Here is a 26,838-nt window from a genome sequence, read left to right as displayed (position 1 = left end):
AATGACGCAACAAAAGGGCGTACCGATGACCATATCCTCTTCGCTGAATGCCGGTGTGGCAGCGTTGAAGGCCAACGCCAACAGGCTGGCCACGATCTCTGACAACATCGCCAATTCATCGACATTTGGCTATAAAAGAGTCGAGACCGACTTTCACTCCATGGTCACGTCTGGTCAGGGCGGCAGCTATTCGGCAGGCGGGGTCAGAACCACCAGCCAACGCCTGATAGATCAGCGCGGATCGCTGGTAACCACCAACAATTCAACCGATCTGGCCGTGCGCGGTAGAGGCATGCTGCCTGTCCGTCCCAGTTCGCAGATCGCGTCAGGTTCAAATGAGATGCTGCTGACCACGACAGGCTCATTCCGCACCAATGAGGAGGGATATCTGGTCACACAATCCGGCCTTGTACTTCTTGGCTGGCGTGCCAATCCAGATGGCTCGATCCCCAGCGTCCCGAGGGATACGCCCGCCGCTCTGGAACCCATTCAGCTAAGCGTTAATCAACTTTCGGGCGCCCCCACAACATCCATGAACCTGCGGATGAACCTGCCTGCAACAGCGACCGACGCCGGTGCTCCGGGTGACACGCAGCCCTTGTCGGTCGAGTATTTTGACAATTTGGGCAAGTCTGAAAGCGTCGATATCGAATTGGTCCCCACCGTTCCTGCAACCGGCAGCAGCAATGAATGGACCATGACATTGCGCGATTCAGCCTCGGGCGGCGCTGTCATCGGAGAATATACCCTGACCTTCACCGATAGCCGTACAGCCGGTGGTACACTAGCCAGCGTCACCGCCGTGACCGGCGGTGCCTATGACCCGGCAAACGGCAGCGTTGTCGTCAACGTCGCCGGCGGACCGATGGAGATCAACATCGGCCAGATCGGCGATGCGGACGGCATTACACAGCTTTCCGATACCTTTGCTCCGGTTTCGATCACACGCGATGGTTCGGCCGTTGGCACGATGACAAGCGTACAGGTTGATGAGAACGGCTATGTCTATGCTTTCTATGATACTGGGGTCAGCCGCCGGATGTTCCAGATTCCACTGGCCGATGTACCGAATCCAAACGGTCTGACGGCGTTGGACAGTCAGACCTATGCCCCCTCGCGTGACAGCGGCACCTTTTTCTTATGGAACGCGGGTGAAGGTCCAACAGGAGATCTTGTTTCTTTTGCACGCGAGGAATCGACCACCGATGTCGCCACCGAGTTGACCTCAATGATCCAGACCCAGCGGGCCTATTCCTCAAGCGCCAAGGTCATTCAGACTGTGGATGAGATGCTGCAGGAAACCACTAATATCAAACGCTGATCTGATGATTGATCAACGAAAGGGATGCGTCCGATGAATATGTCGACAGCACTGAACAACGCTCTGGGCGGGCTGAGCGCAGCCAGCCGTGGTGCGGCGGTGGTTTCAGGAAACATCGCCAACGCGTTGACCCCGGGATATGCCCGCAGATCGCTTGAACTGGCGACCAGCACAGTTTCCGGTAATGGCGTTCGTGTCGTTGGTATCACTCGGCACCAGGATCCGGTACTGATCGCAAACCGCCGTGCGACCGATGCAGACCTGATGGCAGCCAAAACCGTGGCGCAATTTCATTCAGGTTACGAGAAACTGTTGGGGGCAGCCGACGATGCCACTTCGATCTCGGCCAGACTGGCCCAATTCGAAAGCAGCCTGATTACAGCTGCAAGCCTGCCCGGCTCAGCCCAACGGCTGGATCAGGCCGCCCGTGCAGGCGGTACATTGAGCACAGCGCTCAATACAGCGTCCGAAGGGGTGCGGCAAATGCGATCCGATGCGGATCGCACGATAGGCAAACAGGTCGATACGCTGAATCAGACTCTGAAAGACATCGAGAAACTGAATGCTCGTATCCCCGCTGTCCGCAATTCGGGCGGTGATATTGGCGCGCTGTTGGATCATCGTCAGATTCTGGTCGATCAAGTCAACGAGTTGGTGCCTGTCAACGCGATCGCGCGCGATAATGATCAGATTTCCCTTTATTCCGATGGCGGGTTGATCCTGCTGGAAGGAACCGCGGCCGAGTTTTCGTTCTCGACCACAGGCGATACCATGCCGCATATGACCGTTGGCAACGGGTTGTTGTCCGGGCTCGAGATCAACGGCCGACCCGTTCGCGTGAGCGGAGAGTTCGCCCAAATCCGAGGCGGCGCATTGATGGCCCAGTTCTCGGTCCGCGACGAACTGACCGTCGAAGCGCAAGCCGATCTGGACGCCGTCGCCCGCGACCTGATCGAGCGCTTTGAAACCACCGGGTTGGACCCGACCGCTGCCGCGACCGATCCGGGCGTCTTCACGGATGACGGCAGCCGCTTTGATCCGGTTTCTGAAACCGGTCTTGCGTCGCGCATCTCACTAAATGTTGTGGTCGACCCGGATGCAGGGGGTGACAGCTGGAGATTACGCGCGGGTCTGGGGGCATTGATCCCCGGTGCGCCGGGTGATGCCAGCCAGTTGCAAGCTTTTGGGGCCGTTCTGACCGACTCGCGCCCGGCCCCCAGCGTGGGGTTTGGGACAGGCACGATGCGCGCGGCCGAGATCGCCGAGGCGTTGCTTTCCAAAGCCGGGGCAAACGCACACACAGCTGACCAGCGCAGCAGTTTTGCAGCAAACGCGCAGCTGGAGATGCAAAAAGTCGTCGCGGAGCAAGGTGTTGACAGTGACGCGGAACTGCAGCGCTTGATGCAGATCGAGCAAGCCTATGCCGCAAACGCACGCATCGTCGCTGTCGTGGATGAACTGATGGATACCCTGTTGAGGTTATGAACATGACACTGAATTCGATCGGGGATCTGGCCCGCGGCCTTACCCTCAGAACTCGCAGCGCCGAGATCAAATCACAAATCGAAACACTGTCGTATGAGATGTCCACCGGCAAGGTGCAGGATATCTCGGGTCGTCTGGGTGGTGATTACTCGCACCTACTGGATCTAGATCGCAGCCTGGAACGGTTGGACGCGCTTTCCATCGCCACCGCCGAGGCGCGGCTATTCACGGACGCAATGCAATTGAGCCTGACAACGCTAAGCGGCTCGGTCGCCGAGATGTCAGCGTCGCTGCTATCATTTGGCACGGCGAACCAGACCGTGACACATGAACAAGCATCGGTTCAGGCACGAAATGAGCTCGACACAATGATCTCAGCCCTGAATACGCGGGCGGGAGGGCGCAGCCTGTATTCTGGAACATCGACTGACGTCTCACCTCTGCCCTCCGCTGAAACACTATTGACAGCGCTGCAGGCCGAATTGATAGGGCTGACCTCCCTAACAGATATCCAACAGGCCGCTGAGGATTGGTTCAACGACCCCGCCGGATTTGATGCGGTGATATATCAAGGTGGCACAGACACCTTGGCTCCGATGCAGATTTCCGAGAACGAGCGGATCACGCTTCCGATCACTGCGACAGACCCCACGCTCAAGGACGCTTTGCGCGATGTTGCGGTTGCGGCTCTGGCCACAGATGATGCGCTTGGATGGACACCTGATCTACGAACCGCATTGTTCACGCAGCTTGGTGTTGAGCTGGCCAATACACAGGATGCGACGGTCAATTTGCGCGCCCAGGTCGGCGCGGCTGAGGCGCGTGTGGAGCAAGCCGCAACGCGCAACGCCGCCGCAAAGACCAGCGCTGAGCATGCGCGCAATGCGTTGATCGCTGCAGATCCCTATGAGACTGCGGCACAGTTGCAAACCGTGCAGTTCCAACTGGAGAGTCTGTATTCCGTGACCGTTCGCAACGCCAACCTGTCACTGGTGAATTTCTTAAGATGAAGATACTCGTATTCCTTTTGATAGTCTTACCGTGCATTGCCAATGCGGGGGCCATACGCCTGAAAGATCTGGTGGATTTCGACGGTGTCCGCGGCAATGATCTGGTTGGCTACGGCCTTGTGGTTGGCCTGAATGGCACCGGCGACGGCTTGCGCAATTCTCCGTTCACCGAAGAGATTATGTCCAACATTCTCGAACGGCTGGGCGTAAACGTGAATGGCGAAGATTTTCGCCCCAAGAACGTCGCCGCCGTATTGGTCACCGCCACCCTACCACCCTTCGCGCGCGTCGGCGGTCAGATTGACGTCACCGTCTCTGCCATTGGAGATTCCAAAGGGCTTCTTGGGGGGACATTGATCATGACACCCCTGAATGCAGCGGACGGTCAGATTTATGCCGTGGCACAAGGGACAGTGCTAGCCGGAGGCGCTGCGGTTGAGGGCGATGCAGCGTCGGTTGTCAGTGGGGTGCCGACATCGGGTGTCATACCCGCGGGCGCGCGGGTGGAGCGTGAGATTGATTTTCAGCTTGCTGATTTGACTCAACTGAGGCTGGCGCTGAGAGAACCGGATTTCACGACCGCAAGCCGCATTGAGGCCGCCATCAACAGGGAGTTCAACCGCGCCGTCGCACTCATGCGCGATTCCGGCACTGTGGAGTTAAGCGTCGAGGCGACGCGGGCCGTATCAACCGCGCATGCGATTGGACGTATTGAAAACATTCTGGTCGAACCCGAAAGCAAAGCCCGCGTCGTGGTGGATCAGAGATCCGGCACAATTGTCATGGGTCGGGACGTCAGGATTTCACGCGTGGCGGTATCGCAGGGCAACTTGACCCTCACAGTCGAGGAAGCCCCGATTGCTGTTCAGCCAAATCCGTTTGCGCGAGGCGAAACAGTCGTTGTTCCGCGCACCTACGCTGGGATCGAAGAGGAAGAAGGAACGGGGCTTGCAGAAATCCCCGAGGCAACCACCTTGTCCGAAGTGGTCGCCGGGTTGAACGCCTTGGGCGTGTCGCCACGCGATATGATCGACATCCTGAAAACCATCAAGGCTGCCGGGGCGCTTCATGCTGAGTTCATCGTGAGATGAGCAGTCAGACCACAGCGCACGCCTTTTGGCGTACCACTTTAATTGGATTTCCAACTGTCCAGCCAGCGGCGAAAGCCCTTGCGCTTTTCATCTATTGCATCACCAGCGGCGTAAAGACCATCTTCCATGTTCTCCAAAACAGGATCGATCTTCTTTTGCCGAAACCGCCGCCATCGAACCCAGATGGCCCAAACCAGCGCAGCAAACACCGTCAGGAAGACAATATTGAACCAGGGGATGATGCGGACATCCGGCCCCTCGACATGCCGGATGAAAATTGCGTTGGGAAAAATCGACATGAACTCATTGCGCCAGCCGTAATGCGTTACGACCACCCAATCGGGGTTATCTTTGGTCGACTTGGCATCGTTGGCCTCGGTGTAAAGATTCGCAGTGTCGAACTTGAAATAAGGCGGCCAGCCCCAACCGGTGTCTTCGTTGCGATAGACAATGGGCTTCCCGTTGGCGCGTACGGCCTGAATGAACTGTACATCGCGGTTTGACAGGCTGGTGGATTGATCTTCAGGCTCGGACCAGAAAATTCGCGTCCAGTCCGTCAGGTCCTGACGTTCCTCATAGGTGTTGACGATCCGCACCACATCGTGCTGCGGTAGGGAATACTGCAAGATCACGGCGATCGTGCCCCAGAAGATGATAATGAACGCCCATTTCACATAGGCCATGCCTTAACCCTCACATGTAATTCACGATGTAGATCAGCGCGCCAATCGCCACCCAAGGTACAATATAGACACCCAAAATCAGTTTGCGCCGGAATGAGTTGTCGTAGACGTGCAAACCACGCGCAACAAACGCTTCTTTGTTACCGGTTTTGCCCTTTTCGTCCCACCACGTCTCCAACTTTCGCCGCCTAACTCCTCGCGAATAAAAGGACAGCGCGAAATAGGCAATCGTCTGGATCACCAGCAGGATCAGAAACAGGCGCATCGCTCCGAACATCTTAATCTCTCCTGACCGCGCCCCAAGGGCCGACCCGTGCGATCACTGTTTCGCTGACCCGGTCATTGCCGGTCATATCCGGTTCATGACCAAATAGAGCCGCCCGCGCACCAGCCTTGTCCACCTGATACTCGCGGGCAAGGAAGTCGGCAACATAGGCTTTCTTGGTCTCGGGCCAGGTCCTGTAAGTACTATAAAACAATTCCTTGTGGCAGATGAACATCTGCCGCGGATCCAGCGGAGCCAATTCGGTCAACAGCATATTCACCAGATCGCGGTTCGGCGTATCGGCTGCGCGCAATGTGTAGAAATAGGCGGGATGATCCGAGGTGATGCGTGGCCAGCGCCCACCATCTGTCGCCCAGCGCAACAGTTGTGCGAGGCCGTGGTACGCCTCGGGCAGGCGATCCGCGTGGTTGCGTGCCAGTCGGCGCATGTCGCTGCGATCCAGCCCGCTCAGATCAACGTCTGCGTCAGCAGCCGCAGCAATGGTCAGAAAATCCATTTTCTGTTGCAGGATCGCGGCAGCATCCACGCCGCGCGCCTTAACGATAGGTTCAACCAGATCGTTGTAGTCGAGAAACTTGGCAATCTGGTTCCGCTGCGACGGGTCAAAAATGTATTTGATCGGCATATCGTCGGGCTTTTCGCCTATGCAAATCGCCGCCGGGTGATCCATATCCGGGAACAGGTAGAGCCCGCCAAAGTGTGCCGTCCAGAAATTACGCTGCTCGAATGCGGTGTGGCGCAGGCGGACGGGGTTGCGAGTGACGTCGCCGGTTTCCTTGGCCGTTTCGATCATCTTTGCGATCAGCACATCGTCGAACCATGCATCCTCTTCGGTTTTGAAGCGTTCGACCATGCCCGCTAGCTGCTGGGCTTTGCGCAGGGTGCCGCCCACGGTGTCGGCCTCGATCTCGATCTTGCTTAGGTTCAACAGGTCGCGCGGGGTGGTGAGTTTGATGACCGAGTTCACCAGCTCTCCGGCCACCGCATCGGTGGCGGTTAGAGCAAACAGCTGCGCCTCGTTCATCTCGATGAACTCACGCAGGATATCGCGCGAGGTCGAGAACTTGACGTTCAGAAGGGGCGCGCGTTTCTGCTCGGTCGTCAGCAGGATGAACTGCCGGTTAATCCCGTTGGGGTTGAGGTAGAGCTCGTCCTCAAGCTCAATCCCCACCTCCGGCGAATAGCCCGAGATATCGACATGGAAATCCGTCAGCGCCGTGGTTTTGCCCGACAGATGCTGCAGCGCGCGGTTATACCGCTCGACCAGAGCCGGGCTGGAAATGTGGACGAGGTTGCCGAACATCAGGCCTTTTTCGATGAGGCGGATCATTGGTCGCTCTGTATAAATACTGGCATTACTGCACGCCTATCCTTTGCGACGACTTCGGATTTTACGAAGTAGTGGGTTTTCCTCGGTACTTTCTTCGCCCTATCCAGAACGATACCAAACAAATTCGCTTGTAAGTCTTTGATAAGCATAACGACCTCTAAAGACCATTTTATCCAGCTTTCTGCCAGTATCTCAGGGTCTTCAAATTTCTTGTCAGCAGCGGAGAACCTTCGCAGTCTTTCAAAAAACACCAAGCTTTCTCCGAGCACGAAGTATGTGTTGCCGTCCAGAGAATTGACATAGACTGATGCATCTGCATCGCAGGGCAGACTTCCTGCATTTTTTAGGGCCGTATTAAGTTTATAGTGAAAGCTCGTTTCGTTTCTAATGTTGCGGTTTATTGCGTGACCTTCCGAAGCGCCCAATCTTTCAATTTCTTCCGTACTTTTTTGGATGAGCGCCAGCATTTCCGGATCTAGCTTTTCATTTTTCTTGGTTGCTTCTTTGAGGAACTCGTATGCCTCAAAAACGCGGGAAGATAACGTTCTCAGGACCACATGGAACTGAAGATCCGAAGCAAATTTTACTGGACCTCTTTCGTCATCTTGCCGCTCCGTAAGCCTGAGGAACCGCGCGAAAACGTTAAGTTCATTACAGATGTAAGACAGCATACCCAATACAGCTATCTCTTCCTTGGTCATCGAACCAAGATCAGACTTCTTCAGATTAAACTCATGGAAGTGGACTAGACTTTCAGTCACCCCTTCCCCTCCAGATACCGCCGCTTAGCCTCCTCCATCCGACCCATCTCACGCACCGCGTTCTCGATGGCGACCTCGTCGCTCTTGTCGGCATAGCGGAACTCGCTGTCGGCGTAGCGGTTGATTTCCTGCATCACCATCTCAACCGTGATCGGCTGGCGCAGGTCCTCGATCATGGCCTTCTTGGTGTCGTAGTCGCGGAACAGGAACAGGTCGGGGTTTTCCATCCATTCGTCGGGCAGTTCGAAATCCATCGCGCGGACCTTGACCGCGTCGGTGATGTTCTTGATCGCACGACCGGTAAACCGCTCATCCGCTTGCTGAATCGCCTTGAGGTAGGTGCCCAGTTTGGCGATGGTGTCCATCTGGCCGATATCGCCAGAGACCCGGTCGTAGACCTGCAGCAAGGCGTCCTCACGAGGGCGGGAATGGCCTTCGAAACTGGCGGCGACGGCCTTTTTGATCTCCTGCGCGGCATAGGCTTCGTGTTCGCCCAGCGGAATGTCGTGGTTGCGGCCCATCAGCAGGTGCAGGATGTCGATGTAATCCTCGCGCGTTTGCGGCCCGTCCACCAGGAACCGCGCGCCTGCCCGCTGGCGCAGGGCGTCGTCCACATTCTCGGGGTAGTTCGAGAACATGCCAAAGGTGCAGTTGCCGCGCACGACGGTGTTGGCCCCCGCAAAGCTCTCCATCAGCACGGCGGTGATTTCCAGTTGCCCAGCCGAGGACTGCCGGTCGCCGCGCTTGCCTGCCAGTTGGTCGATATCGTCGATGGTGCCGAACCCGATGACCGAGGGGTCGATGATCGTATTGATAAACGCCTTGGCGTTCTGGCCGGACTTGCCCTGATAGCTGTCGATATTGTCGGTACTCAGGTTCTGATAGCGGAACGGATAGCCCGCGTTCTGGCAATAGTCGTTGATCAACCCGGCCATCATCTGGATCAGGGTGGTTTTGCCGGTGCCCGGTTTGCCGTCGCCCATGAAGGTAAAGATGAACCCGCCAAGTTCCGCAAACGGGTTCAGGCGGCGGTCGAAATCATAGGCCATCACCATCTTGGCCAGCTTCATGGCCTGATATTTGGCGATATGGTTGCCGACCACCTCGTTCGGTTTCTTGAACGTCATGGTCAGGGTGGTGGATTTGGCCTTTGATGCCGGTTCGAAGCCCCGGATGGTCAGATCATCTGCCTCGATATGCCAAGCGGCACTCTGGAACGGTGCCAGATGGCCTGCGGACTGGGCGCGTAGAGCTACCTTTTCCAACAGTTGCTCGGCATAGGCGCTGGTGGCCGCGATCAGGTGGGCATCATCGGGGGCGTGTTTGGCAAGGGTCTGGTCCAACTCCCACAGCGCGCCGTGCAAGGCGAGTTGGCCGTTGTCGGTCAGGACCTCTTCGATCTCACCGATATCGACAGTGGTCTCTCCCAGATGCGAGGACATCAAGTACGCCAGCGCATTGCCGAAGGTGTGCGAGGTGATCAGAGCCTCGGCAGTCAGCAGTTGCGAGAATTCGGTCTTTCGCGCGGCGGGCAAATCGCCCGCAAGGTTCGCGCGTTTCAAGTCTGCCAACGGTGTCTGTTCGGCGTAGGCCTCGCTCACCGCCAGAGCGATGGCAACCGCACGGCGGATTGCCTGCTGCGTTGTGGCCTGCGGTGGCGAGACCAGCGCATCGCCATCATCCGAGGCCTCGATCCGTTCGACCAAATGCACCCCGTCTGCGCGCACTGTGCGCCGTGTCACCAAACCCGGCGTGGTGGACCGAAACCTCCGTCCGGTCGACACCCCCGGCGACCGTTCCGTCGACGTCTCCACCGCCTTGGCAATCCGCGGCGCGTGTTCGAACCCATTCAGCAAGGCGGTCGCTGCCGGGTAATGCTTGCGAATATCCGCCTCGCGCAATTCCATCTGATCTGACGTCAAACTCATCTTAAAAACCGCCCTTGATTCATTTTTTTCAAAAATACTCTCGCCGAAGGCGAAACTAATACCTCAACACCTGCCCTGACTTGCTGACCACGAACTTGCGCACATCGGCAAACCCTGGAGGGTTACGCTCGGCCAGCACCTGAAACGGACGCTGGGGCAAGATGATCGACCGTTGGGTGCGTGTGGCCCCGGTTTCGGCCCCTTGCGCGCCGAATGGGTCGAGAGCAAAGACCTCACGTTCGACGGTGGAAAACCAACCGGCGCGTTCTTCGATCACATCTTCGCTTTCCAGCTCTTCCGTGGTCCAGGCCAGCGCCCAATCCTGACCTTGCGGAGATTGCGCATCCTCCAGCACCTGCCGCAGGGGGCCGGATTGTTCGGTATAGGCCGAGGAATACATTGGCCCCACAAGAATGCGGCGCAGGTGTTTGGGGTGCAGGTCGTCGAAATCCTGATCGAACCCTTTGGCTATGGTCACCAGTTTCAACCCGCCCAGAGACTGCGCCATCAGATGCGCCTGCACTTCGGGCCAGCGGCGTTGGTCTTTGGGAAGGGCGGTTTTGCCGCTATCCTCCAGTTGCATCAGATAGATGACCGGCAGGTTGATCTGGCTGTCATAGACCGCCCAATGGATCATGAACTTCCGCCGATCGCCCTCATTCCCGATCCAGTGGCACTCGGGATCGTTGCGGGCCCAGAACAGCTCTCCCTTCAACAACTCCTCGTAATAGAGCCTTTGGGACAATGCGAATTGCAGCTTGGTGGGGATTTCCTGATCGCCGATGATCGTTCGCACCATATCGGTTTTCAGATCATCCTCGGATGGCATATTCGCCAGATGCACCTGCGCCTGCTGCGCGTCATTGGCCATGGTCAGCAGCTCAGCCGCCACCGGAAATCCACTGTCGCGCTTGTCCATGGCGAGGCTACCAAAGAACCGCCCCGTATCGCGCCCGACCAGTAGGTATTTCATGGAAAGCGCGCGGAACGTATAGAGCAGTCCCGAGAGGTAGCGCGACACGATCCGCACCTCTTGCTTGCTGATTGCGCCCTCCGCCTCCATCGTCGCAGCCACGCGCAGCAGGTGGACGGTGATCACCTCGAATTTGCGGAAATAGCGGCGTGAGGCGAAAGTGTCGGTCAAGCCGACATGGTCTTTGGTGGGGTTAGTTTCGACCACGGATAAATTTCCTGTATCTGCCCCAATCTTCAAAGACGAGCCGGAAACGATCCCGCCAAAAACCAAAGGCTTCGGCTGACGTCATACCATCACTGTGAAGTATTTCTTCATACATATTCACCATGCCGAACCAAAAAGCTGGCACCACAATACGGACGACGAAATAGACGTAGGCCGGTAATAGCAGCACTCCGAAAGTAACTGCGACACCCTCCACGTTGGCGGCATTGTGCAGGCCCAAAAGCGCCAAAACCCACAGTGCTAGTACATAAACAACCAACGCAATTGCCAATACCGGTATCAACACGACCATTGGGCCAAACATCAATATGAAAGAGGCCATTTACCCCCCATACAAATTCTTGTCATGCTTCTCGACAATCGAGGCAAAGCGCCGCGCGAACCGCTCATCCGCCTTGGCCTTTTTCTCCAGCACGTCGCGGGCAAAGACCATGTGGTCTTCATGCGCCTCAAGCATGTCGGCCATTTTCTGGTTGGTCGCGGTGCCGATGGCGGCCATGGCGGTTTGCGCCTCTTGATCGGTCTGCACACCGATCTCGTTGATGCGATGGGCCACGTCCTGCTGCTGTGCAGTTTTCAGCGATTTGGTCAGGGCGTCATACAGCACCACGCGTTGTTGCGTGTCTGTCTGCAGCTTGTTGATCAGCACCATCTGCGTCGCTGCCTGGTTCTGGAGTGAATCGACCCAAGTTTTACCCTTTTCGATGTACCGCTCCAACGTCTGAGACTTGGCCAGCTTGACCTGCTCTTCCTGAACCTTGGCGTTGTATTGCTTGTTCAGCTCGGCCAGTTCAGTTTCCAGCTGGGTCCGCGCGGCGGCGTCCTGTTCGACGCTGATTTTGTTTTCCAGCGTGATGATTGTCGGGTCCATACCCTGAATCTCGGCGCGCAGTGCTTCCAACTCGGCCACCGTCGCCTCACGGTCATCCAGCGTGACAGTCAGGTTGTCTTCGACCTTGACGCGCTGTTCCTCCAGTACCGACAACTGCCCTTCCAGCAACTTTACGATCACATCGGACTTGGCGATCAGGTCCTGCAGCTTGTCATCAATATTGGCGGTGCGCATGCGTTCCTGCCGCATGGACTCGGATTTGGCCTTGGCGAAGATGCCGACGAACGACTCCCACCCGGTTTTCGAACGCATTTCGTCGAAATCCTTGGAAAACGCGTTGGTCACGTCGTCGAGCCCCATGATCAGCTCAGCGATGTTGGCGTTCATCACCTCGGTATGGGCGTGCACATCTTCCAAAGTGGCATTTTCAATGTCGATATCTGCCTCTGCGGTTCCGATCTTGGCACGCGCCGCTTCGATCCGTGAGGTCAAGCCTTCAATCTGCGACTGGCTTTCGCGGACTTTCTGTTGCGTCTCTTGAATCAATGCTTCGAATTGCTGGTTCGACATCTGCTATCCCTATTCTTTTTATCATCCAATGACATAGGGAATGTTATGGCAATTTACATCCCCTTGGGTCTCCAAATCACCAAGACTGTGACAAACTCGACGCTAAAAAGATAGACGCAGAGACAAGGCCGAGACACATTGCCTACTGGTTTTCAGAAGGGAAAATAGAAGCTCTTGGATTTCTTAAGTTGAAGCTGCCGATGGCAAGCTCAGTAGTTCGAATACCGGAAATTGACCACAGCATCATCTTGAATAGCGCAATGGGCTTTTATGTGGCTCCGCGCGTCATTGCTGTCCTTTGAGCGCGCGACCTCCAAATCAATCAGATCGATGCCATCAGAATTCGTCGTATAGGAAAGCGTCCGCTCAAAATCGACGGCATAGTAGCCTTGATTGCTCATGGCGGTGTGGGTCCGATGCATACAAAGCCCGATCGCATTCTCCTCGGGCGAAACATGCGGGTGCTTCTGGTATTTTGATCCGTGCTTGTGATGGTGTTTGGCGATCGACGCTCCCAGCACACCCAACGCGACCCCAGCGATAAGCGCTCCTGTATCGTTGGCACGGGTTGATGTCGCGGTCAGTGTGGTCGATGCAACAACGGCACAGACTATAGCGGCAAAAACGGATTTCATTCGCATCTATTTCGTCTCCCTCTGTAGGCAGTGAACAAAATTCAGTTCATTGAAGTGTTCCAGAAGAGACTAGCCTGACGACCTAAACTATTGCCAGATTTTCGTGAAAACGTGTTGCCCACCAAGTCCTTGTTGCGATGGATACAACTTCGCCCCGCGCCTGGAGGAACGCGGGGCGTGTGGTGCGACAATCCAGAGAGGCGGGACTGTCGCTAAGTGATCAACAGCCTCAGTTCACGGCTTTGGCGTCAACCACGTCCTTTTCAATGGCCTTGCCAGACGAAATTTCGATCCGGCGCGGTTTCAGCGCTTCTGGCACTTCGCGCTTCAGATCGATGTTCAGCATGCCGTTTTCATGGCTCGCGCCGGTGACACGAACGTGGTCGGCCAGAGCAAAGCGGCGCTCGAACGCGCGGGTGGCGATGCCACGGTGCAGGTAGCTGCGCTCTTTTTCGTCCGAAGCTTTCTTGCCGGAAACCACCAGAGAATTTTCCTTTACCTCAACCGACAGATCGGCCTCGGAAAACCCGGCAACAGCGACCGAAATGCGGTAGGTATCAGCATCGGTCTTTTCGATGTTATAAGGGGGATAGCTGGGCTGAGCCACGTCATTGGTCAAAACCCGGTCCATCATGTCTGCAATCTGGTCGAAACCGATGGTTGCGCGGTGAAGTGGTGCGAAGTCAAATGTACGCATGTCGTATCCTCATCTTTGAGCGATTCACGAAATTGCCCTCCGAAATGGACGGGCGGTGATTTATGCCGGACCCCAGCTTTGGCGATCCGGTAAAACTCAGATGGGAAGTAAAAGGACTGGGTTCAAGACCCGCCCGCGCTGAGGAATTTAGCACCCGAATTGGACTTGGCTGAACCCGGCTGCAATCTGCGGATTGTTGCCGTGGGTCGGGGCGCGTCACGACGCAATATCGCCTTGAGTTCCGAGACAATCCCCGACAGCTCCATCCCGTAGCCGATCTTGCGTTGACCATCCGATGCGCCCGCCGAAACAACCGACAGGATCTGCCAACGCGGGCCTTTTTTTGCTAAAATAGCGGAGCCCGACGAACCGAATGTAATATCGCAATCAAAGCTGATCAGCCCCTGCCCGCGTTGCAGGATGCGGCAAGAGCGTTGGCGCGTGATCGCCTCGGCCCGACCGCGACCATACGAGGCGACGCTGATTTCGCTGTCGCTGACGCGGCCGCTGTGCAGGGCGAACGGATCAGCAATCGAATAGGGAATCGGCTCTTCCAGCCGCATTAGAGCCACATCAATTCGAACACGTGACGCCGATACCGGCGCATTGGCAACAAAATCGGGATGGGTCGCAATCTGGATGACCTTGCGATCCGCAAGCGCCTGACCGTCGCTCAAACCGGCGCGAAAGGTCAATTCACCGGGGGCATAGGGTTTTCCGGTGGCCTTGCTCACAGCGCAATGCGCCGCTGTCAGCACGATGTCCTTTGCGATCAAAGTACCGGTGCAAAAGCCCTGTTCGCCGATATCCAGACGTCCGACCGCCTCCCACCCATACAGATCATCGCGATCCGTCAGTCGGCGCTTGCTGCTGGTCTGGGCCTGCGCGGCAGTTACGAGAATAGAAACAAGCAAGGTGATACTTAGAAAAACACGCATCATGGCTTAAGGAACTTTGCTCCGAGGTTTTTGGTGTTGTTGTCCAATGTGGCGTTCATACCCCGCCCCTGCGAAAGCTCGGCCCGCAACAATTCCAGCGATTCATCCAAGGCGGTGCCCAGCGCAACGCGTTGACCCTGCAATTCGGCCTTCGCTGCAACGACCGACACAATGCGTGGCCGCTCGCCGTCAAACGAAAAGATCGGCGCGCCGGATGCCCCGAAATCCACGTTGCAGGACATAACCAGAATTCCAGCCTGTCGCCCAATGACGGAACAGACTTCCTGCAGTGCTGGCGCTTCGGCGCGGTCATGCGCGTACGAGACAACCCCCACCTCTTGACCGCGGGCAGGACGGCGTCCGGTTTCGAAAGGAATGACCGAGGTGTTGCGGATCGGCTGCCACAGCTCGATCAGCGCAATATCATGACGCACCCGCGTTGCAGAAACATTGCCTTCATAAACATAATCGGGGTGAACCACTGTTCGACGCGCCGGGCGATAAGCCGAGGCGGAACCGAGGCGCCAACCGGCCAGAAACTCGATCCGGGCCGGATTAATTCGCTGTTTCGTGGTTTTGTCGTACAGACAATGCGCAGCCGTCAGTACCAGAGTCGGAGATATCAGCGATCCGGTACAAAACCCGGTGCCGTCGATATCCAGCCGACCAACTGCCATCCACTCGCGCCCAGCATCGGTGGTTTCAAGGCTCCTAAGCCCAGTATCCTGCGCCTGTCCTGCCAAGGGCAGCAAGCTGAAGACAATAGCCGTGATCCAGTTGCGCACGCGGGTCTCCGGTCATGAGGTCCGACCAAGATTCGTATGCCGTTGGTGCGGCGAAAATAGGGCAATTGCCCCTTGGATGAAATTCAACCGGACCTGATGCGCGAGTGCAGCAATCGATCAGCGCAGTTGGGGTACCCCAGCCATGCCGTCGCGCAATGCGCGCGGTTCCGGCCCTCCGGTGGCCCAGTCCAGCAGCTCGACTGTGTGGACAACGGGCGTGTCAGTCCCAGAGCCGATCTGCATCATGCATCCGATGTTACCTGCCGCGATAACATCAGGATTCCTAGCCTCAAGCGTGCGCACTTTTCGTTGTTTCAACTTACCCGAAATCTCAGGCTGCATCAGGTTGTAGGTTCCTGCACTGCCACAGCACAAATGACTATCTTTAGGCTCTAACACTGTGAATCCAGCAGATTTCAGCAGGTTCTTGGGATAAGAGGTAACCTTTTGCCCATGTTGCAATGAACACGCCGCGTGGTAGGCAACAACCAGTTCTTTCTTGTCGCTGTCCGGCATCTCTAGCTGCACCAAAAGCTCACTGATATCCATCGCCAGGGCGGATACACGCCCCGCATCCACCGCCAGCGGATCACTACGGAACAGGTGCCCATAATCTTTAACCGTGGTCCCACACCCCGAGGTGTTGATCACGATCGCGTCCAGACCATCACCATCCATTTCGCGTGTCCAGGCCCGGATATTGGCTGCAGCAGACGCATGGCTTTCACCGGTTTTACCCATGTGATGGGTTAATGCGCCACAACAGCTGGCACCTTCGGCGACAACGACCTCGCAGCCCAATCGGGTCAGCAAGCGAATCGTGGCGTCGTTGATGTCGGTGTTCAGCGCTTTTTGCGCACAGCCCGTCATTAGGGCGACGCGTTTCTTCTTAGCGCCTTTTGCTGCAAAGCTCTGAGGGTCATCATTGCGACTGACTGGTGGAATATATCTCGGCGCCATGTCCAGCATCGCCTTTAGCCGGGCATCCGGCATCAGAAACCGGAACGGACGACCCAGCTTTGCCCCGATTAGAGCCCAGCGAAAGCGTGTCGGATAAGGCAGGATTCTGGCCAATATCCAGCGCAGAGCCCGATCCGAGAACGGGCGCTTGTAGTTGTCTTCGATATATTCCCGTGCGTGGTCCACGAGGTGCATGTAATGCACGCCCGAGGGGCACGTGGTCATGCAGGCGAGGCAGGATAGGCAGCGATCGATATGCTTGACAGTCTTTTCGTCCGGAACACGCTCATTCTCCAACATGTCCTTGATCAGATAGATGCGCCCGCGTGGGCTGTCTAACTCATCGCCTAGCACCTGATAAGTCGGGCAGGTTGCTGTACAGAAACCACAGTGAACACAATTTCGGAGTATCTCGTTGGATCGCTGAATCGCTGGGTCTTGCAACTGCTTTTCGGTAAATTTCGTCTGCATCGCCTACCCCATCAGACCCGGATTGAACACGTTCCGAGGGTCAAATCTCTTCCGAATTGCCTTTGTTAGAGCCCGAATCTGCGTGCTCTCTGGTTGGAACCGCCCAAATTCAACGATGGTGTCAGCCTCTGCACGTACCAGCGTTGCATGTCCTTCAAAGTGACCCAGTCGTGCACGCAGATCGGTGCCCTTTGGCACCAATACCCAGATCAAGCCCCCGCCCCAGTCAAATAGGGTTCGATCCGCGTCGATCCGTTCTGCAAGGCTGGCTGCATCGCCGGGTTTCACCGATAAGCGCCAGACATCACCTTCCAGATCCTGAAACGCACGCAGATCACGCAGATCGACCCAGCGGTTCCTCGAATTCTCTAACTCGGTGCATTCGCCCCCAAGGATTTCGCGCAATCGACCTACCCGATAGGCAACAGAGTCGGCAAATCCTTCGATCCGCAACAGCGCCTGCCCATCCAGTGGATCATAGGCTGCGCTGCTCACCTCGAAGGGGGATTTCAGGGCAGTGGACATGAGATCAACTGCGGTTCCTACATCAGCGGCCCCGACTGCCAGAGTGGTCTCGATCTCAGGTCTAGGCAGCACTTTCAGCGAGACCTCTGACAGCACCCCTAGCGTGCCCCAGGAACCCGCCATGAGCTTGACCAGATCGTAACCGGTGACGTTCTTCATCACCCGCCCGCCATTCTTGATCACCTGCCCCAACCCGTCGACATAACGTACGCCCAACAGGAAATCCCGGCACGCGCCCGCCTGAATTCGACGCGGCCCCGAGATGTTGGCCGCGACAACACCGCCGATTGTCGGTTCCCCCGTGGTGCCCAGCAAACCGCGATGATCCATCGGTTCGAACGCCAGTTGCTGACCCTCGGCCTCCAAAGCCGCCTCGATCTCAGTCACTGGAGTCCCGGCATGTGCGACCAGAGTCAATGCGCCCGGCTCATACTGTGTGATTCCGTGCAGTCCCGATAGGTTCAGCACAGGCTCGGGCCCATCAAGGCCGCGCGTGCCGCCTCCGGCAATATGCACTGGGCCATCCAGGCCGGCAACGATGTCCGCAAGTTCAGCCTCGGTTTCAGGTGTCATGGCACTTCATCTTTTCGAATATACTCTGGGTATTGATGGGGAAGGCTCATCTATTCCGCGGCCATCCTGCGCGTGGCAGACGCCTTTAGCGGAAACACCTTGGCTGGGTTCAACAGCCAATTCGGATCAAACACATCTTTCACCGCCATCTGCGCCTCAAGATCCTGTGGTTCATATTGGTGTGTCATCAGATCACGCTTTTCGATGCCGACCCCATGCTCACCAGTCAGGCAGCCTCCCGCATCAACGCAAAGCTTCAGGATGTCCGCCCCGAACGCTTCACATTTCTCAAGATCGCCGGGTTTGTTGGCGTCAAACAGGATCAAGGGGTGCATGTTGCCGTCACCGGCATGGAACACATTGCCGACTGGCAGGCCATAGTCTTTGCTCAGCTCCCCGATCCGGCGCAGGACGAAGGGTAGCGATGAGACCGGGATCGTCCCATCCAGACACATATAATCGTTGATTTGCCCCATCGCGCCAAAGGCCGATTTCCGCCCCAGCCAGATACGGGCGCTTTCATCAGCCGATTGGCTTTCTCGCAGCTCAACCGGATTATGCCGCTTGGCGATCTCGATAATCTTCGACAACTGGCTATCGATCTCTGCCTCTGATCCTTCAACTTCGACGATCAGCAACGCCTCGCAATCAGGATAACCCGCTTGGGCGAAATTCTCGCAGGCTCGAATACAAAGGCGGTCCATGAACTCGATCGCGACAGGCAATATGCCCGATTTGATTATGTCAGAGACGCATTGACCGGCTACTTCATTATCGTCAAAGCCCATCAGAACGGGACGCGCGCCCTCAGGTTTGCGCAGGATGCGCAACGTTGCTTCAGTTACGACACCCAATTGCCCTTCGGATCCGCAGATAACACCCAACAGGTCCAACCCGCCAGCGTCCAGATAGGCACCTCCAATTTCGACCACGCTGCCATCCATCATGACCATAGTCACACCCATCAGATTGTTGGTCGTCACCCCGTATTTCAGGCAATGCGCCCCGCCCGAATTCATCGCGATATTCCCGGCAATGGCGCAGGCAAGCTGAGATGAGGGATCGGGGGCGTAAAAGAAATCCTCTTCTTCAACGGCACCGGTTACACTCAGGTTGGTTCGGCCGGATTGCACCTTGATAAACCTGTTGTCGTAATCGATTTCCAGAACTTCGTTCATCCGTGCAACGCCTAGAATCACACAATCTGCCGTCGGCAGGGCGCCACCGGCCAATGACGTGCCCGCGCCGCGCGGTACAACCGGCACACCCAGTTCATGGCAAATGCGCAAGACATCGGAAACCTGCTGCGTGGTCGAAGGCAGTACAGCCAGCATTGGCGGGCATTTATAGGCGGTCAGCGCATCACATTCATAAGCCCTGGTCTCGGCCTCTTCATGGATAACAGCATCCTTCGGCAGCACTTGCTGTAGTCGCGCAACCAATGCCTGCTTGCGTGCTAAGACATCCGGATTTGGCTTGGGCATTTCCATCGCTGATCCTCCATTTGGTAAAATTATATTACCAATTTTATCGACTGGCAAGTTGCCGAATCCAACAATAGTGTCGTGGCATGACCTGGATCGACCGCACATTACTGTTTTCCTCGCTGGACTATGCAGCCGTTTTGCTATTGTTCGCGACATGGCTGGGGATTGGGTGGCGGATCGAAAATCCGTCCTCTCAGAAACCATCGGTTTCATTGATGATGGATGATTTTCGCAAGGTCTGGATGCGTGAAATGGTGACGCGCCAGCCGCGTGTGTTCGATGCACAAGTGATCTCGGCCATGCGCCAGGGCAGCACGTTCTTCGCTTCGACAATCATGATTGCAATAGGCGGCGGCTTGGCATTGCTTGGCAATACCGAACGCCTTGCTGGGGTTGCTGAAGATCTTGCCATCGGCCGTGCGCCTGCCATGGTTTGGGAAATCAAGATACTGATTATTCTGCTTTTTCTGTCGAACGCTTTTCTGAAATTTGTCTGGTCGCATCGCCTGTTTGGGTATTGCGCAATTCTGATGGCCGCTGTTCCAAATGATCCCGATGATCCACAGGCCTATCCACGCGCCACACAATCTGCTGATATCTGCATCACGGCGGCTCGTAGTTTCAATCGCGCGTTGCGGGCGACATATTTTGCGTTGGCTTCAATCGCATGGATACTTGGACCGGTAGCCCTGATCCTAAGCTCAATCGTCACATTCGGTGTGCTCTATCGTCGCGAATTCGCCTCGCATTCACGGACCGTAATCATGACTGCGCCACCAAACACAGAGTCGTGATCGCAATGCCATGCGCGAGAGCATAGTTTGACCCTATGCGATATCTGATTCTCAGCGCCTTACTGGCCAGCCCCGCATTCGCCGACCCTCCGACGGTCGAACAGGTTTCAGCCCAATCAAATGGGGATACCTGGCGGTTCGACGTCACGATCCGCCACTCCGACACCGGATGGGATGACTATGCCGATGGCTGGCGTGTTCTGGATATGCAGGGGAACGAGCTGGGGATGCGTGTGCTGCATCACCCTCATGTCGATGAGCAGCCCTTTACACGGTCACTTGGCGGGGTGGTGATTCCGGACGGGACCACGCAGGTGCAAATTCAGGCGCGCGACAATGTCGGTGGTTGGAGCGAAGACATGACCGTGGTCGATCTGAACTGACCCTCAGAACACCCCGAGGCTGAGACCTGCGGCCAAGGCCGCTCCAACCTCACGACAGTTTTCAAGTTGTTCTTCAGGAATGATCTTTTCGGCCAAGATCGCTTTGGGTGTTTGCGCATGAGTGCAGATGATCAGGGGCGGTTGCACCTCTTTCAACCGCCACCCCGTTGCGATCCGAGCCATCTGTCGCGCGGCATTCTCACCATCTGATCCGGCGCAGACCATCTGCGCATAGGGTCGACCTTCGATCCTCCCCAGCACAGGATAATAACAGCGGTCGAAAAACTCTTTCATCAGACCCGAAATCGCAGCCAGGTTCTCGGGTGCGCAGAAGATATAGCCATCGGCGGCCAGCAGGTCGTTTGGCCCGGCCTGATCGGCGGTTTTCAGGATGGTGTTCGCTTCATCCCGCGCTGCTTCGGCTGCGGCTTCAGCCATTTGCCGGGTGCCGCCGGTGCGCGAGTGGTAGACGATCAATAGCTGCGCCATGTCAGACCCGGTGATAAGGGCCGCCTGAAAGGATGGTCGAGGCCCGGTAAAGTTGCTCGGCCAGCATCACACGGACCAACATATGGGGCCAGACCATTGACCCAAAGGATAGGGAAAAATCAGCCTCCGCCCGCAGATTTGGGTCTATTCCGTCCGCTCCGCCGATGATCAGCGCCAGATCCTGTCGGCCCGCGTCGCGCCATCCACCCAGCTTTTTTGCAAATTCAGGCGAGGACAACACCCGTCCGCGCTCATCTAGCGTACAGATCACCACACCCTTGGGCAGCGCCTTGCGCAGCAGGGCCGCCTCGGCCCCCATGCCTGCGTTTTTCTTGTCTTCGACCTCGATCACCTTCGCAGGACCAAGGCCCAGCGCGCGGCCGGTCCTGTCAAATCGGGTCAGGTAGTCGTCAAGCAGGGATTTCTCCGGTCCGGCGCGCAATCGCCCGACCGCAACGATGCTGATACGCATGTCTCTCTCGCCTCCGACCCCTCAATACAGGCCGGGATAGCGCCTCAATTCGCCGAGGCGCTGCCGCCCTGAGGCAGCCACATCTTTTCCAGCTGATAGAATTCACGCACTTCGGGGCGGAAGATATGAACGACCACGTCGCCCGTATCGATCAGCACCCAGTCGCCGGCATCCTTGCCTTCGACCTTCGAGGTGAAACCGAATTCCTGCTTGATGCGATCCGTCAGCTTTTCCGCCATGGCCGAGACCTGACGGGTCGACCGACCCGAGGCAATCACCATGTGATCCGCAACAGAAGACTTACCTTGCAGGTTGATCTGCACGACGTCTTCGGCCTTGTCATCGGAAAGTGAGGAAAGGATACGTTCAAGCAGCTTGTCGCTGATTGACTGAGAGTGGGCCATTACACCGGCCCCATCATCGGCGGGCAAACCCGCCTGTGTATGTAGAGACAGGACATAGTCCTCCTTTGCTGCGCGCCGCCAAACCCCGGCGCCGGGGTACTAATAAGGTAACAAGGGGATTGCAACATTTCAATGAAAGGGCCGACGCTGCGCCCCACATCCGGTCACTCTTTGGCGAGATGTTGCACCTCGGCGTCGGCCTCCGGGCCGCCCAATACACGGATTTCACGCTGCGGGAACGGAAGCGAGATGTCTTCGACCTTGAACGCATCCCACAGCGCCAGGAAGACATTGCCCCGAATGTTTGTCAGACCCTTGTTCGGATCACTGATCCAGAAGCGCAACACATAGTCCACGCTGCTGTCACCGAAACCAGTGATATGGCAGACAGGTTCATGTTTGCCTCCACTCAGCACTCGACCAACCGTCTTGACGGCACGGATCGCTGTCGCGCGGACTTTGTGCGGGTCGTCGTCGTAGCTGGTGCCGAAATCAAGATCCAACCGCACGAAACGGTCGGAATGCGACCAGTTTACAACCTGATTGGTAATCAGATCTTCGTTTGGAATCAGATATTCCCGACCATCCCGCGTAACCACCGAGACATAGCGCGCGCCCAGCGCGTTAATCCAACCGAACGTGTCCCCGAGTGAAATCACGTCGCCCGGTTTGATCGACCGGTCCATCAGGATGATGATGCCTGAGATCAGGTTCGAAACCACTTTTTGCAGGCCAAACCCGATCCCGACGCCAATAGCCCCGGACAGCAACGCTATGCCAGTCAGATCAAACCCGAGGGTGCGGATCGCCGCCATGAACACCGCCCCGTAGAGCAGCACCTGAATACCCTTGGCCAGAAGAACCTGCATCGATGGGGTTATGTCTTGATTGTTCGTAAGGCCGCGCTCAGCCGCGCGTGTGCCGACACGCGCCAAAGTCAGCAGGACGCCAATCAGCAGTACAGCCTTGATGATGCCCAGCGCCGAGATATGAAGATCACCGATAGAAATGGCGACGCCGTCTAGGAAACCGGCTACATCATCCGTCAGGTTCAACGCAATCAGCGTAGCATAGACCCACATAGACCATTTAAATATTTGTCGCAGCGTTCGGTTTCTCACCAATCGCGAAACCAACGCGATGGCCAGCCATGCAACAGCCAGTGTTGCGAAGACACCAAGTATATAGCTCCGCGACGGCCATGTGACCTGTTGCATCACCAGATAAAGCCCACCAGACAGCAACACAAAATACACCAGCGTCAGACGGCGCATCAGTTGTATCAATATCCGCAAGCGCCATTTCGGCCATCCCACCCGGGCCCTCGCCCAGGTTTCCCATCGGCCCTGCGTCAGCAGTTTCAGTAAAAATGAAATTGCCCAGAGGAATAGGATGATGATGAGTTGATACTGCCGCCATCCCGGGGTGACGATCAACTCGACCAGACCTTCAATTTGCGAGGAAAACGCCGCCGTCATGTTGGCGTAAAGCACCGAGAGCGTCTCCGGTAGTAAATCCTGGTTCATTCACCTCTCCTGCAGGTCAGCTTGGACAGCGATGCTGGATGATGCAAGCCCGCAGTGAGACGGTTGGGATTGAACCTTGATTGACACGAATGCCCGTTATATCTGGTGCGTATGAGACTCAATGTGGCCCAAGAACAGAATCTGGAAGATCGCGCGCGTCTGCGTGAACGGTTCTTTGGGGCTGCCCGCACGGTCTTGGCCCGCCTATCGGCGGCCTAAGCCAACTCGCCAGCTATTTCTCATTACATACGGGAGAGGACCGATGTCCCCCAAAACACTCTATGACAAGATCTGGGATGCCCATGTCGCCCACGAGGCCGATGATGGCACCTGCCTGCTGTATATCGACCGCCATCTGGTACACGAAGTGACCAGCCCACAGGCATTCGAAGGCCTGCGCATGGCGGGCCGCAAGGTGCGCGCGCCAGAAAAAACCATCGCCGTGCCGGATCACAACGTTCCGACCACGCCGGACCGTGTGAATGGTATCGAAAACCCGGAATCACGCATTCAGGTCGAGGCACTGGACAAGAACGCCAAAGATTTCGGCATTCACTATTACCCTGTGCACGACGTCCGTCAGGGCATTGTGCATATCGTCGGCCCCGAACAGGGCTGGACCCTGCCCGGCATGACCGTTGTTTGCGGCGACAGCCACACGGCGACTCATGGTGCATTCGGCGCTCTGGCGCACGGCATCGGCACGTCCGAGGTTGAACACGTTCTGGCCACCCAGACTCTGATCCAGAAGAAGTCCAAGAATATGAAGGTCGAAATCACCGGCAAACTGCAGCCGGGTGTGACCGCCAAAGATATCACTCTGGCTGTGATCGGCGAGACCGGTACTGCTGGCGGTACAGGTTATGTCATCGAGTATTGCGGCGAAGCGATCCGCGATCTTTCGATGGAAGGGCGCATGACCGTCTGTAACATGGCCATCGAAGGCGGTGCCCGCGCTGGCCTGATCGCGCCGGATGAGACCACCTTTGAATATGTCAAAGGCCGCCCGCATGCCCCCAAAGGCGCGCAGTGGGAAGCCGCGATGGACTGGTGGAAGACGCTTTACACCGACGAAGATGCGCATTTCGATAAAGTCATCACGCTGCGTGGTGAAGATATCGCGCCGGTCGTCACTTGGGGCACCAGTCCCGAAGATGTGCTGCCGATCACCGCATCCGTACCGCATCCCGAAGATTTCGAAGGCGGTAAAGTCGACGCGGCCCGCCGTTCGATCGAGTATATGGGCTTGGAAGCCGGTCAAAAGCTGAGCGATGTTGAAATCGACACTGTTTTCATCGGCTCTTGCACCAACGGTCGGATCGAAGACCTGCGCGCTGCGGCGGAAATCCTGAAAGGCAAGAAGATCAAGGACGGCATGCGCGCCATGGTCGTACCAGGCTCGGGCTTGGTGCGTGCACAGGCCGAAGAAGAAGGTTTGGCCGAGATCTTCAAAGATGCCGGTTTCGAGTGGCGTCTCGCGGGCTGTTCAATGTGTCTGGCGATGAACCCCGACCAGCTGCAACCGGGCGAGCGCTGTGCCGCGACTTCGAACCGCAACTTCGAAGGCCGTCAGGGTCGAGGTGGGCGTACCCATCTGCTGAGCCCCGCAATGGCTGCCGCTGCGGCAATCACAGGACGGCTGACAGACGTCCGTGAATTGATGTAAGAGTCTCTCATATCTAGATATTTGATGGAGAGACTAACATGAGTGATTGGGTCAAATGGCTACTGCTTGGACTTTTGTCCATAGCATTCGGGGTGTTCGTATTGGGCGCACCGGTCGTGGCGTCCGTTGCCGTAACAGTAGTAACTGGTGTGTTGCTATTGATTGCGGGCGGAATGCAGATCGTTGGTGGCTTCACGGTTGAAGGCACTGGCAACAAGATCCTGTCACTCATCATGGGTGCGGTCATGCTGTTTCTGGGCTGGTCCTTTCTGGATCACCCGCTGCAGGGCACGCTGACGCTGGCAACTGTGATGCTGATCCTGTTTATGGCAGGCGGCATCGCGCGGGTCATTCTGTCGTTCCAGATGAAAGGAACGCAGTTTTTCTGGCCCACGATGATCTCGGGCATCTTGTCGATCATCCTCGCCGGCATCATCTGGACCTATGTGGGCAAGGAACCGGCTGCTCTGCTGAGTATACTGGGGATCTTCCTGGGCATTGAGATGCTGTTCAACGGGTTCGGATTGGTCTTCATGGCGTTCTTCGTCAAGAACGCACCCAAGGACGAAACAACAGAAGCGAAAGAAGCTTAAACGCGGAGCACGGGCGCGGCCCTACCCCGCAGGAGTGTAGAAATGGAAAAGTTCGAAAAAGTCCACGGGGTGGCCGCCCCAATGCCACTGATCAATATCGACACCGATATGATCATTCCCAAAGTGCACCTGAAAACCATCAAACGCTCTGGCCTGGGTGTCGTGCTGTTTGATGAGATGCGCTATCACGATCATGGCGGCGAGAACGAAGATTTCGTTCTGAACAAACCTGCTTATCGCAACACCGAGATTCTGGTGGCTGGCGACAATTTCGGTTGCGGCTCGTCGCGGGAACATGCGCCATGGGCGATCAAGGATTTCGGCATCAAGGTGGTGATCTCGACCAGCTTCGCCGACATCTTTTTCAACAACTGCTTCAAGAACGGCATCCTGCCCATCGTAGTCGAAGAAGAGCATCACGCGATTCTTATGGATGACGCGCACAAGGGTGAAAACGCCCGCATGACCGTGCATCTGGAAGATCAGCAGATTACCACTTCGGATGGCATGGTCATCGAGTTCGACATTGACCCACACCGCAAGCACTGCCTGCTGAACGGTCTGGACGATATTGGCCTGACGATGGAAAAAGACCATCACATCGACAAGTTCGAAGATCATGCGAGTCAGGCCCGACCCTGGGTATGATTCTGGGGACGAATCTGTTGATACTCAACCTAACAGGGTCGCAAGCGCGGCCCTGTTCGCATTCTTGGGGCAAAAACCCAGTGCACCACAACATATAGGTATCAATTTGAGATACACGTCGGATTTGCGTCGAAATTGATGCAATCCCGCACCAGTTGCGCCATCATTTTGCCCGAAATTGCGTGTTATTTGCTCATTGGCTTGAGCGAAATACCGCTTATCGGCAAAGTTGGCACCCATGAGGTAGCCGCCAACGAACGAGCGGTGAGCACAAGTTGGACGATAAGTCGGCAC

General features: G+C 56.5%; 29 protein-coding genes. 10 read left to right on the top strand and 19 right to left on the bottom strand.

Annotation, left to right across the window (positions count from 1 at the left end; translation table 11 throughout):
- Nucleotides 1-25: 25 nt before the first annotated feature.
- The 4 genes from AC2TEM_RS12925 to AC2TEM_RS12910 are packed head-to-tail and all read left to right on the top strand — an operon-like array spanning nt 26 to nt 4,907.
- Nucleotides 26-1,321: a flagellar hook protein FlgE gene (locus AC2TEM_RS12925; protein ID WP_255611994.1), complete on the top strand. Its 1,296-nt coding sequence runs from the start codon at nt 26-28 to the stop codon at nt 1,319-1,321.
- Nucleotides 1,322-1,354: 33 nt separating this feature from the next.
- Nucleotides 1,355-2,806: a flagellar hook-associated protein FlgK gene (gene flgK / locus AC2TEM_RS12920; RefSeq protein ID WP_170423311.1), complete on the top strand. Its 1,452-nt coding sequence runs from the start codon at nt 1,355-1,357 to the stop codon at nt 2,804-2,806.
- A gap of 2 nt (nt 2,807-2,808) precedes the next feature.
- Entirely contained in the window at nt 2,809-3,816 is a 1,008-nt protein-coding gene (locus AC2TEM_RS12915) for a flagellin (protein ID WP_170423309.1), read from the top strand.
- The gene (locus tag AC2TEM_RS12910; protein WP_170423307.1) at nt 3,813-4,907 is read left to right on the top strand and encodes a flagellar basal body P-ring protein FlgI; all 1,095 of its coding nucleotides are present in this window, start codon (nt 3,813-3,815) and stop codon (nt 4,905-4,907) included. Before AC2TEM_RS12915 ends, AC2TEM_RS12910 begins: the two co-directional genes overlap by 4 nt.
- Nucleotides 4,908-4,945: 38 nt before the next feature.
- Here AC2TEM_RS12910 and AC2TEM_RS12905 read toward each other — a convergent pair whose 3' ends face one another.
- The 15 genes from AC2TEM_RS12905 to AC2TEM_RS12835 form a co-directional block, all read right to left on the bottom strand.
- A complete protein-coding gene (locus AC2TEM_RS12905) occupies nt 4,946-5,590 on the bottom strand; it encodes a DUF1523 family protein (RefSeq protein ID WP_170423305.1) in 645 nt (214 codons plus the stop codon).
- 10 nt (nt 5,591-5,600) lie between these two features.
- Nucleotides 5,601-5,867 (bottom strand): hypothetical protein, encoded by a 267-nt coding sequence (locus AC2TEM_RS12900; protein ID WP_170395242.1) that lies wholly within the window; start codon nt 5,865-5,867, stop codon nt 5,601-5,603.
- Between the two features lies 1 nt (nt 5,868).
- Nucleotides 5,869-7,206 carry a DUF6638 family protein gene (locus AC2TEM_RS12895; RefSeq protein ID WP_170423303.1) on the bottom strand — a complete coding sequence of 446 codons (1,338 nt, stop codon included), beginning with the start codon at nt 7,204-7,206 and terminating at the stop codon, nt 5,869-5,871.
- Nucleotides 7,203-7,967 carry a hypothetical protein gene (locus tag AC2TEM_RS12890; RefSeq protein WP_170609116.1) on the bottom strand — a complete coding sequence of 255 codons (765 nt, stop codon included), beginning with the start codon at nt 7,965-7,967 and terminating at the stop codon, nt 7,203-7,205. Before AC2TEM_RS12890 ends, AC2TEM_RS12895 begins: the two co-directional genes overlap by 4 nt.
- On the bottom strand, nt 7,964-9,895 hold the full coding sequence (locus tag AC2TEM_RS12885; protein WP_170423301.1) for an ATP-binding protein: 1,932 nt from the start codon (nt 9,893-9,895) through the stop codon (nt 7,964-7,966). The genes AC2TEM_RS12890 and AC2TEM_RS12885 overlap by 4 nt, the downstream gene beginning before the upstream one ends.
- Nucleotides 9,896-9,950: 55 nt before the next feature.
- Nucleotides 9,951-11,075, bottom strand: a complete 1,125-nt coding sequence (locus AC2TEM_RS12880) for a hypothetical protein (protein WP_170423299.1) — start codon at nt 11,073-11,075, stop codon at nt 9,951-9,953.
- A complete protein-coding gene (locus tag AC2TEM_RS12875) occupies nt 11,062-11,418 on the bottom strand; it encodes a hypothetical protein (protein WP_170423297.1) in 357 nt (118 codons plus the stop codon). The genes AC2TEM_RS12880 and AC2TEM_RS12875 overlap by 14 nt, the downstream gene beginning before the upstream one ends.
- On the bottom strand, nt 11,419-12,498 hold the full coding sequence (locus AC2TEM_RS12870) for a coiled-coil domain-containing protein (protein ID WP_170423295.1): 1,080 nt from the start codon (nt 12,496-12,498) through the stop codon (nt 11,419-11,421).
- A 209-nt stretch (nt 12,499-12,707) separates the two neighbouring features.
- On the bottom strand, nt 12,708-13,139 hold the full coding sequence (locus AC2TEM_RS12865; protein WP_170395209.1) for a hypothetical protein: 432 nt from the start codon (nt 13,137-13,139) through the stop codon (nt 12,708-12,710).
- A gap of 223 nt (nt 13,140-13,362) precedes the next feature.
- Nucleotides 13,363-13,830, bottom strand: a complete 468-nt coding sequence (locus AC2TEM_RS12860) for an Hsp20 family protein (RefSeq protein ID WP_170395206.1) — start codon at nt 13,828-13,830, stop codon at nt 13,363-13,365.
- Between the two features lie 122 nt (nt 13,831-13,952).
- Nucleotides 13,953-14,771, bottom strand: coding sequence for a trypsin-like serine peptidase (locus AC2TEM_RS12855; RefSeq protein WP_480856235.1), 819 nt, complete (start codon nt 14,769-14,771; stop codon nt 13,953-13,955).
- Complete coding sequence (locus tag AC2TEM_RS12850; protein ID WP_170423291.1) at nt 14,768-15,553, bottom strand: trypsin-like serine peptidase; 786 nt, start codon at nt 15,551-15,553, stop codon at nt 14,768-14,770. Before AC2TEM_RS12850 ends, AC2TEM_RS12855 begins: the two co-directional genes overlap by 4 nt.
- Nucleotides 15,554-15,670: 117 nt before the next feature.
- Nucleotides 15,671-16,984, bottom strand: coding sequence for a glycolate oxidase subunit GlcF (glcF, locus tag AC2TEM_RS12845; protein ID WP_480856234.1), 1,314 nt, complete (start codon nt 16,982-16,984; stop codon nt 15,671-15,673).
- A gap of 3 nt (nt 16,985-16,987) precedes the next feature.
- Nucleotides 16,988-18,082, bottom strand: a complete 1,095-nt coding sequence (locus AC2TEM_RS12840; RefSeq protein ID WP_170423287.1) for an FAD-binding protein — start codon at nt 18,080-18,082, stop codon at nt 16,988-16,990.
- A 50-nt stretch (nt 18,083-18,132) separates the two neighbouring features.
- Nucleotides 18,133-19,572 carry an FAD-linked oxidase C-terminal domain-containing protein gene (locus AC2TEM_RS12835; protein ID WP_170423285.1) on the bottom strand — a complete coding sequence of 480 codons (1,440 nt, stop codon included), beginning with the start codon at nt 19,570-19,572 and terminating at the stop codon, nt 18,133-18,135.
- Between the two features lie 80 nt (nt 19,573-19,652).
- On the opposite strand from AC2TEM_RS12835, the gene AC2TEM_RS12830 reads away from it, so the two are divergent.
- On the top strand, nt 19,653-20,363 hold the full coding sequence (locus AC2TEM_RS12830) for a DUF599 domain-containing protein (protein WP_170395190.1): 711 nt from the start codon (nt 19,653-19,655) through the stop codon (nt 20,361-20,363).
- Nucleotides 20,364-20,398: 35 nt separating this feature from the next.
- Nucleotides 20,399-20,746 carry a hypothetical protein gene (locus AC2TEM_RS12825; protein ID WP_170423283.1) on the top strand — a complete coding sequence of 116 codons (348 nt, stop codon included), beginning with the start codon at nt 20,399-20,401 and terminating at the stop codon, nt 20,744-20,746.
- Between the two features lie 3 nt (nt 20,747-20,749).
- On the opposite strand, the gene AC2TEM_RS12820 is transcribed toward AC2TEM_RS12825, so the two are convergent.
- The 4 genes from AC2TEM_RS12820 to AC2TEM_RS12805 form a co-directional block, all read right to left on the bottom strand.
- Nucleotides 20,750-21,235, bottom strand: coding sequence for an NAD(P)H-dependent oxidoreductase (locus tag AC2TEM_RS12820; RefSeq protein ID WP_170423281.1), 486 nt, complete (start codon nt 21,233-21,235; stop codon nt 20,750-20,752).
- Nucleotide 21,236: 1 nt separating this feature from the next.
- Entirely contained in the window at nt 21,237-21,707 is a 471-nt protein-coding gene (rlmH, locus tag AC2TEM_RS12815) for a 23S rRNA (pseudouridine(1915)-N(3))-methyltransferase RlmH (RefSeq protein WP_170423278.1), read from the bottom strand.
- A gap of 44 nt (nt 21,708-21,751) precedes the next feature.
- Nucleotides 21,752-22,111 (bottom strand): ribosome silencing factor, encoded by a 360-nt coding sequence (rsfS, locus tag AC2TEM_RS12810; RefSeq protein ID WP_039541351.1) that lies wholly within the window; start codon nt 22,109-22,111, stop codon nt 21,752-21,754.
- Nucleotides 22,112-22,275: 164 nt separating this feature from the next.
- A complete protein-coding gene (locus tag AC2TEM_RS12805; RefSeq protein WP_480856233.1) occupies nt 22,276-23,637 on the bottom strand; it encodes a mechanosensitive ion channel family protein in 1,362 nt (453 codons plus the stop codon).
- A 123-nt stretch (nt 23,638-23,760) separates the two neighbouring features.
- Here AC2TEM_RS12805 and AC2TEM_RS12800 point away from each other — a divergent pair, with 123 nt between their 5' ends.
- From AC2TEM_RS12800 to leuD, 4 genes are read left to right on the top strand one after another with little or no spacing between them, the layout of a single operon-like run.
- A complete protein-coding gene (locus AC2TEM_RS12800; protein WP_260023663.1) occupies nt 23,761-23,856 on the top strand; it encodes an isopropylmalate isomerase in 96 nt (31 codons plus the stop codon).
- A 43-nt stretch (nt 23,857-23,899) separates the two neighbouring features.
- Nucleotides 23,900-25,303, top strand: a complete 1,404-nt coding sequence (leuC, locus tag AC2TEM_RS12795) for a 3-isopropylmalate dehydratase large subunit (protein ID WP_170395174.1) — start codon at nt 23,900-23,902, stop codon at nt 25,301-25,303.
- 38 nt (nt 25,304-25,341) lie between these two features.
- The gene (locus tag AC2TEM_RS12790; protein ID WP_170395171.1) at nt 25,342-25,896 is read left to right on the top strand and encodes an HdeD family acid-resistance protein; all 555 of its coding nucleotides are present in this window, start codon (nt 25,342-25,344) and stop codon (nt 25,894-25,896) included.
- Between the two features lie 42 nt (nt 25,897-25,938).
- Nucleotides 25,939-26,544 (top strand): 3-isopropylmalate dehydratase small subunit, encoded by a 606-nt coding sequence (leuD, locus tag AC2TEM_RS12785; protein ID WP_170395169.1) that lies wholly within the window; start codon nt 25,939-25,941, stop codon nt 26,542-26,544.
- Nucleotides 26,545-26,838: the final 294 nt, after the last annotated feature.

Source organism: Ruegeria sp. HKCCD3925, from assembly GCF_057221175.1.
This window is presented reverse-complemented; position numbering and strand designations above follow the sequence as displayed.

What these genes read in the sequence shown, in the direction of transcription:
- AC2TEM_RS12905 (WP_170423305.1), bottom strand. Translation starts at nt 5,590, where the DNA reads ATGGCCTATGTGAAATGGGCGTTCATTATCATCTTCTGGGGCACGATC.
- AC2TEM_RS12835 (WP_170423285.1), bottom strand. Translation starts at nt 19,572, where the DNA reads ATGGAAATGCCCAAGCCAAATCCGGATGTCTTAGCACGCAAGCAGGCA.
- AC2TEM_RS12855 (WP_480856235.1), bottom strand. Translation starts at nt 14,771, where the DNA reads ATGATGCGTGTTTTTCTAAGTATCACCTTGCTTGTTTCTATTCTCGTA.
- AC2TEM_RS12790 (WP_170395171.1), top strand. Translation starts at nt 25,342, where the DNA reads ATGAGTGATTGGGTCAAATGGCTACTGCTTGGACTTTTGTCCATAGCA.
- AC2TEM_RS12865 (WP_170395209.1), bottom strand. Translation starts at nt 13,139, where the DNA reads ATGCGAATGAAATCCGTTTTTGCCGCTATAGTCTGTGCCGTTGTTGCA.
- glcF (WP_480856234.1), bottom strand. Translation starts at nt 16,984, where the DNA reads ATGCAGACGAAATTTACCGAAAAGCAGTTGCAAGACCCAGCGATTCAG.
- AC2TEM_RS12885 (WP_170423301.1), bottom strand. Translation starts at nt 9,895, where the DNA reads ATGAGTTTGACGTCAGATCAGATGGAATTGCGCGAGGCGGATATTCGC.
- AC2TEM_RS12805 (WP_480856233.1), bottom strand. Translation starts at nt 23,637, where the DNA reads ATGAACCAGGATTTACTACCGGAGACGCTCTCGGTGCTTTACGCCAAC.
- flgK (WP_170423311.1), top strand. Translation starts at nt 1,355, where the DNA reads ATGAATATGTCGACAGCACTGAACAACGCTCTGGGCGGGCTGAGCGCA.
- leuC (WP_170395174.1), top strand. Translation starts at nt 23,900, where the DNA reads ATGTCCCCCAAAACACTCTATGACAAGATCTGGGATGCCCATGTCGCC.
- AC2TEM_RS12825 (WP_170423283.1), top strand. Translation starts at nt 20,399, where the DNA reads ATGCGATATCTGATTCTCAGCGCCTTACTGGCCAGCCCCGCATTCGCC.
- AC2TEM_RS12870 (WP_170423295.1), bottom strand. Translation starts at nt 12,498, where the DNA reads ATGTCGAACCAGCAATTCGAAGCATTGATTCAAGAGACGCAACAGAAA.
- AC2TEM_RS12830 (WP_170395190.1), top strand. Translation starts at nt 19,653, where the DNA reads ATGACCTGGATCGACCGCACATTACTGTTTTCCTCGCTGGACTATGCA.
- AC2TEM_RS12915 (WP_170423309.1), top strand. Translation starts at nt 2,809, where the DNA reads ATGACACTGAATTCGATCGGGGATCTGGCCCGCGGCCTTACCCTCAGA.
- leuD (WP_170395169.1), top strand. Translation starts at nt 25,939, where the DNA reads ATGGAAAAGTTCGAAAAAGTCCACGGGGTGGCCGCCCCAATGCCACTG.
- AC2TEM_RS12860 (WP_170395206.1), bottom strand. Translation starts at nt 13,830, where the DNA reads ATGCGTACATTTGACTTCGCACCACTTCACCGCGCAACCATCGGTTTC.
- AC2TEM_RS12900 (WP_170395242.1), bottom strand. Translation starts at nt 5,867, where the DNA reads ATGTTCGGAGCGATGCGCCTGTTTCTGATCCTGCTGGTGATCCAGACG.
- AC2TEM_RS12910 (WP_170423307.1), top strand. Translation starts at nt 3,813, where the DNA reads ATGAAGATACTCGTATTCCTTTTGATAGTCTTACCGTGCATTGCCAAT.
- AC2TEM_RS12895 (WP_170423303.1), bottom strand. Translation starts at nt 7,206, where the DNA reads ATGATCCGCCTCATCGAAAAAGGCCTGATGTTCGGCAACCTCGTCCAC.
- AC2TEM_RS12925 (WP_255611994.1), top strand. Translation starts at nt 26, where the DNA reads ATGACCATATCCTCTTCGCTGAATGCCGGTGTGGCAGCGTTGAAGGCC.
- AC2TEM_RS12840 (WP_170423287.1), bottom strand. Translation starts at nt 18,082, where the DNA reads ATGACACCTGAAACCGAGGCTGAACTTGCGGACATCGTTGCCGGCCTG.
- rlmH (WP_170423278.1), bottom strand. Translation starts at nt 21,707, where the DNA reads ATGCGTATCAGCATCGTTGCGGTCGGGCGATTGCGCGCCGGACCGGAG.
- AC2TEM_RS12875 (WP_170423297.1), bottom strand. Translation starts at nt 11,418, where the DNA reads ATGGCCTCTTTCATATTGATGTTTGGCCCAATGGTCGTGTTGATACCG.
- rsfS (WP_039541351.1), bottom strand. Translation starts at nt 22,111, where the DNA reads ATGGCCCACTCTCAGTCAATCAGCGACAAGCTGCTTGAACGTATCCTT.
- AC2TEM_RS12820 (WP_170423281.1), bottom strand. Translation starts at nt 21,235, where the DNA reads ATGGCGCAGCTATTGATCGTCTACCACTCGCGCACCGGCGGCACCCGG.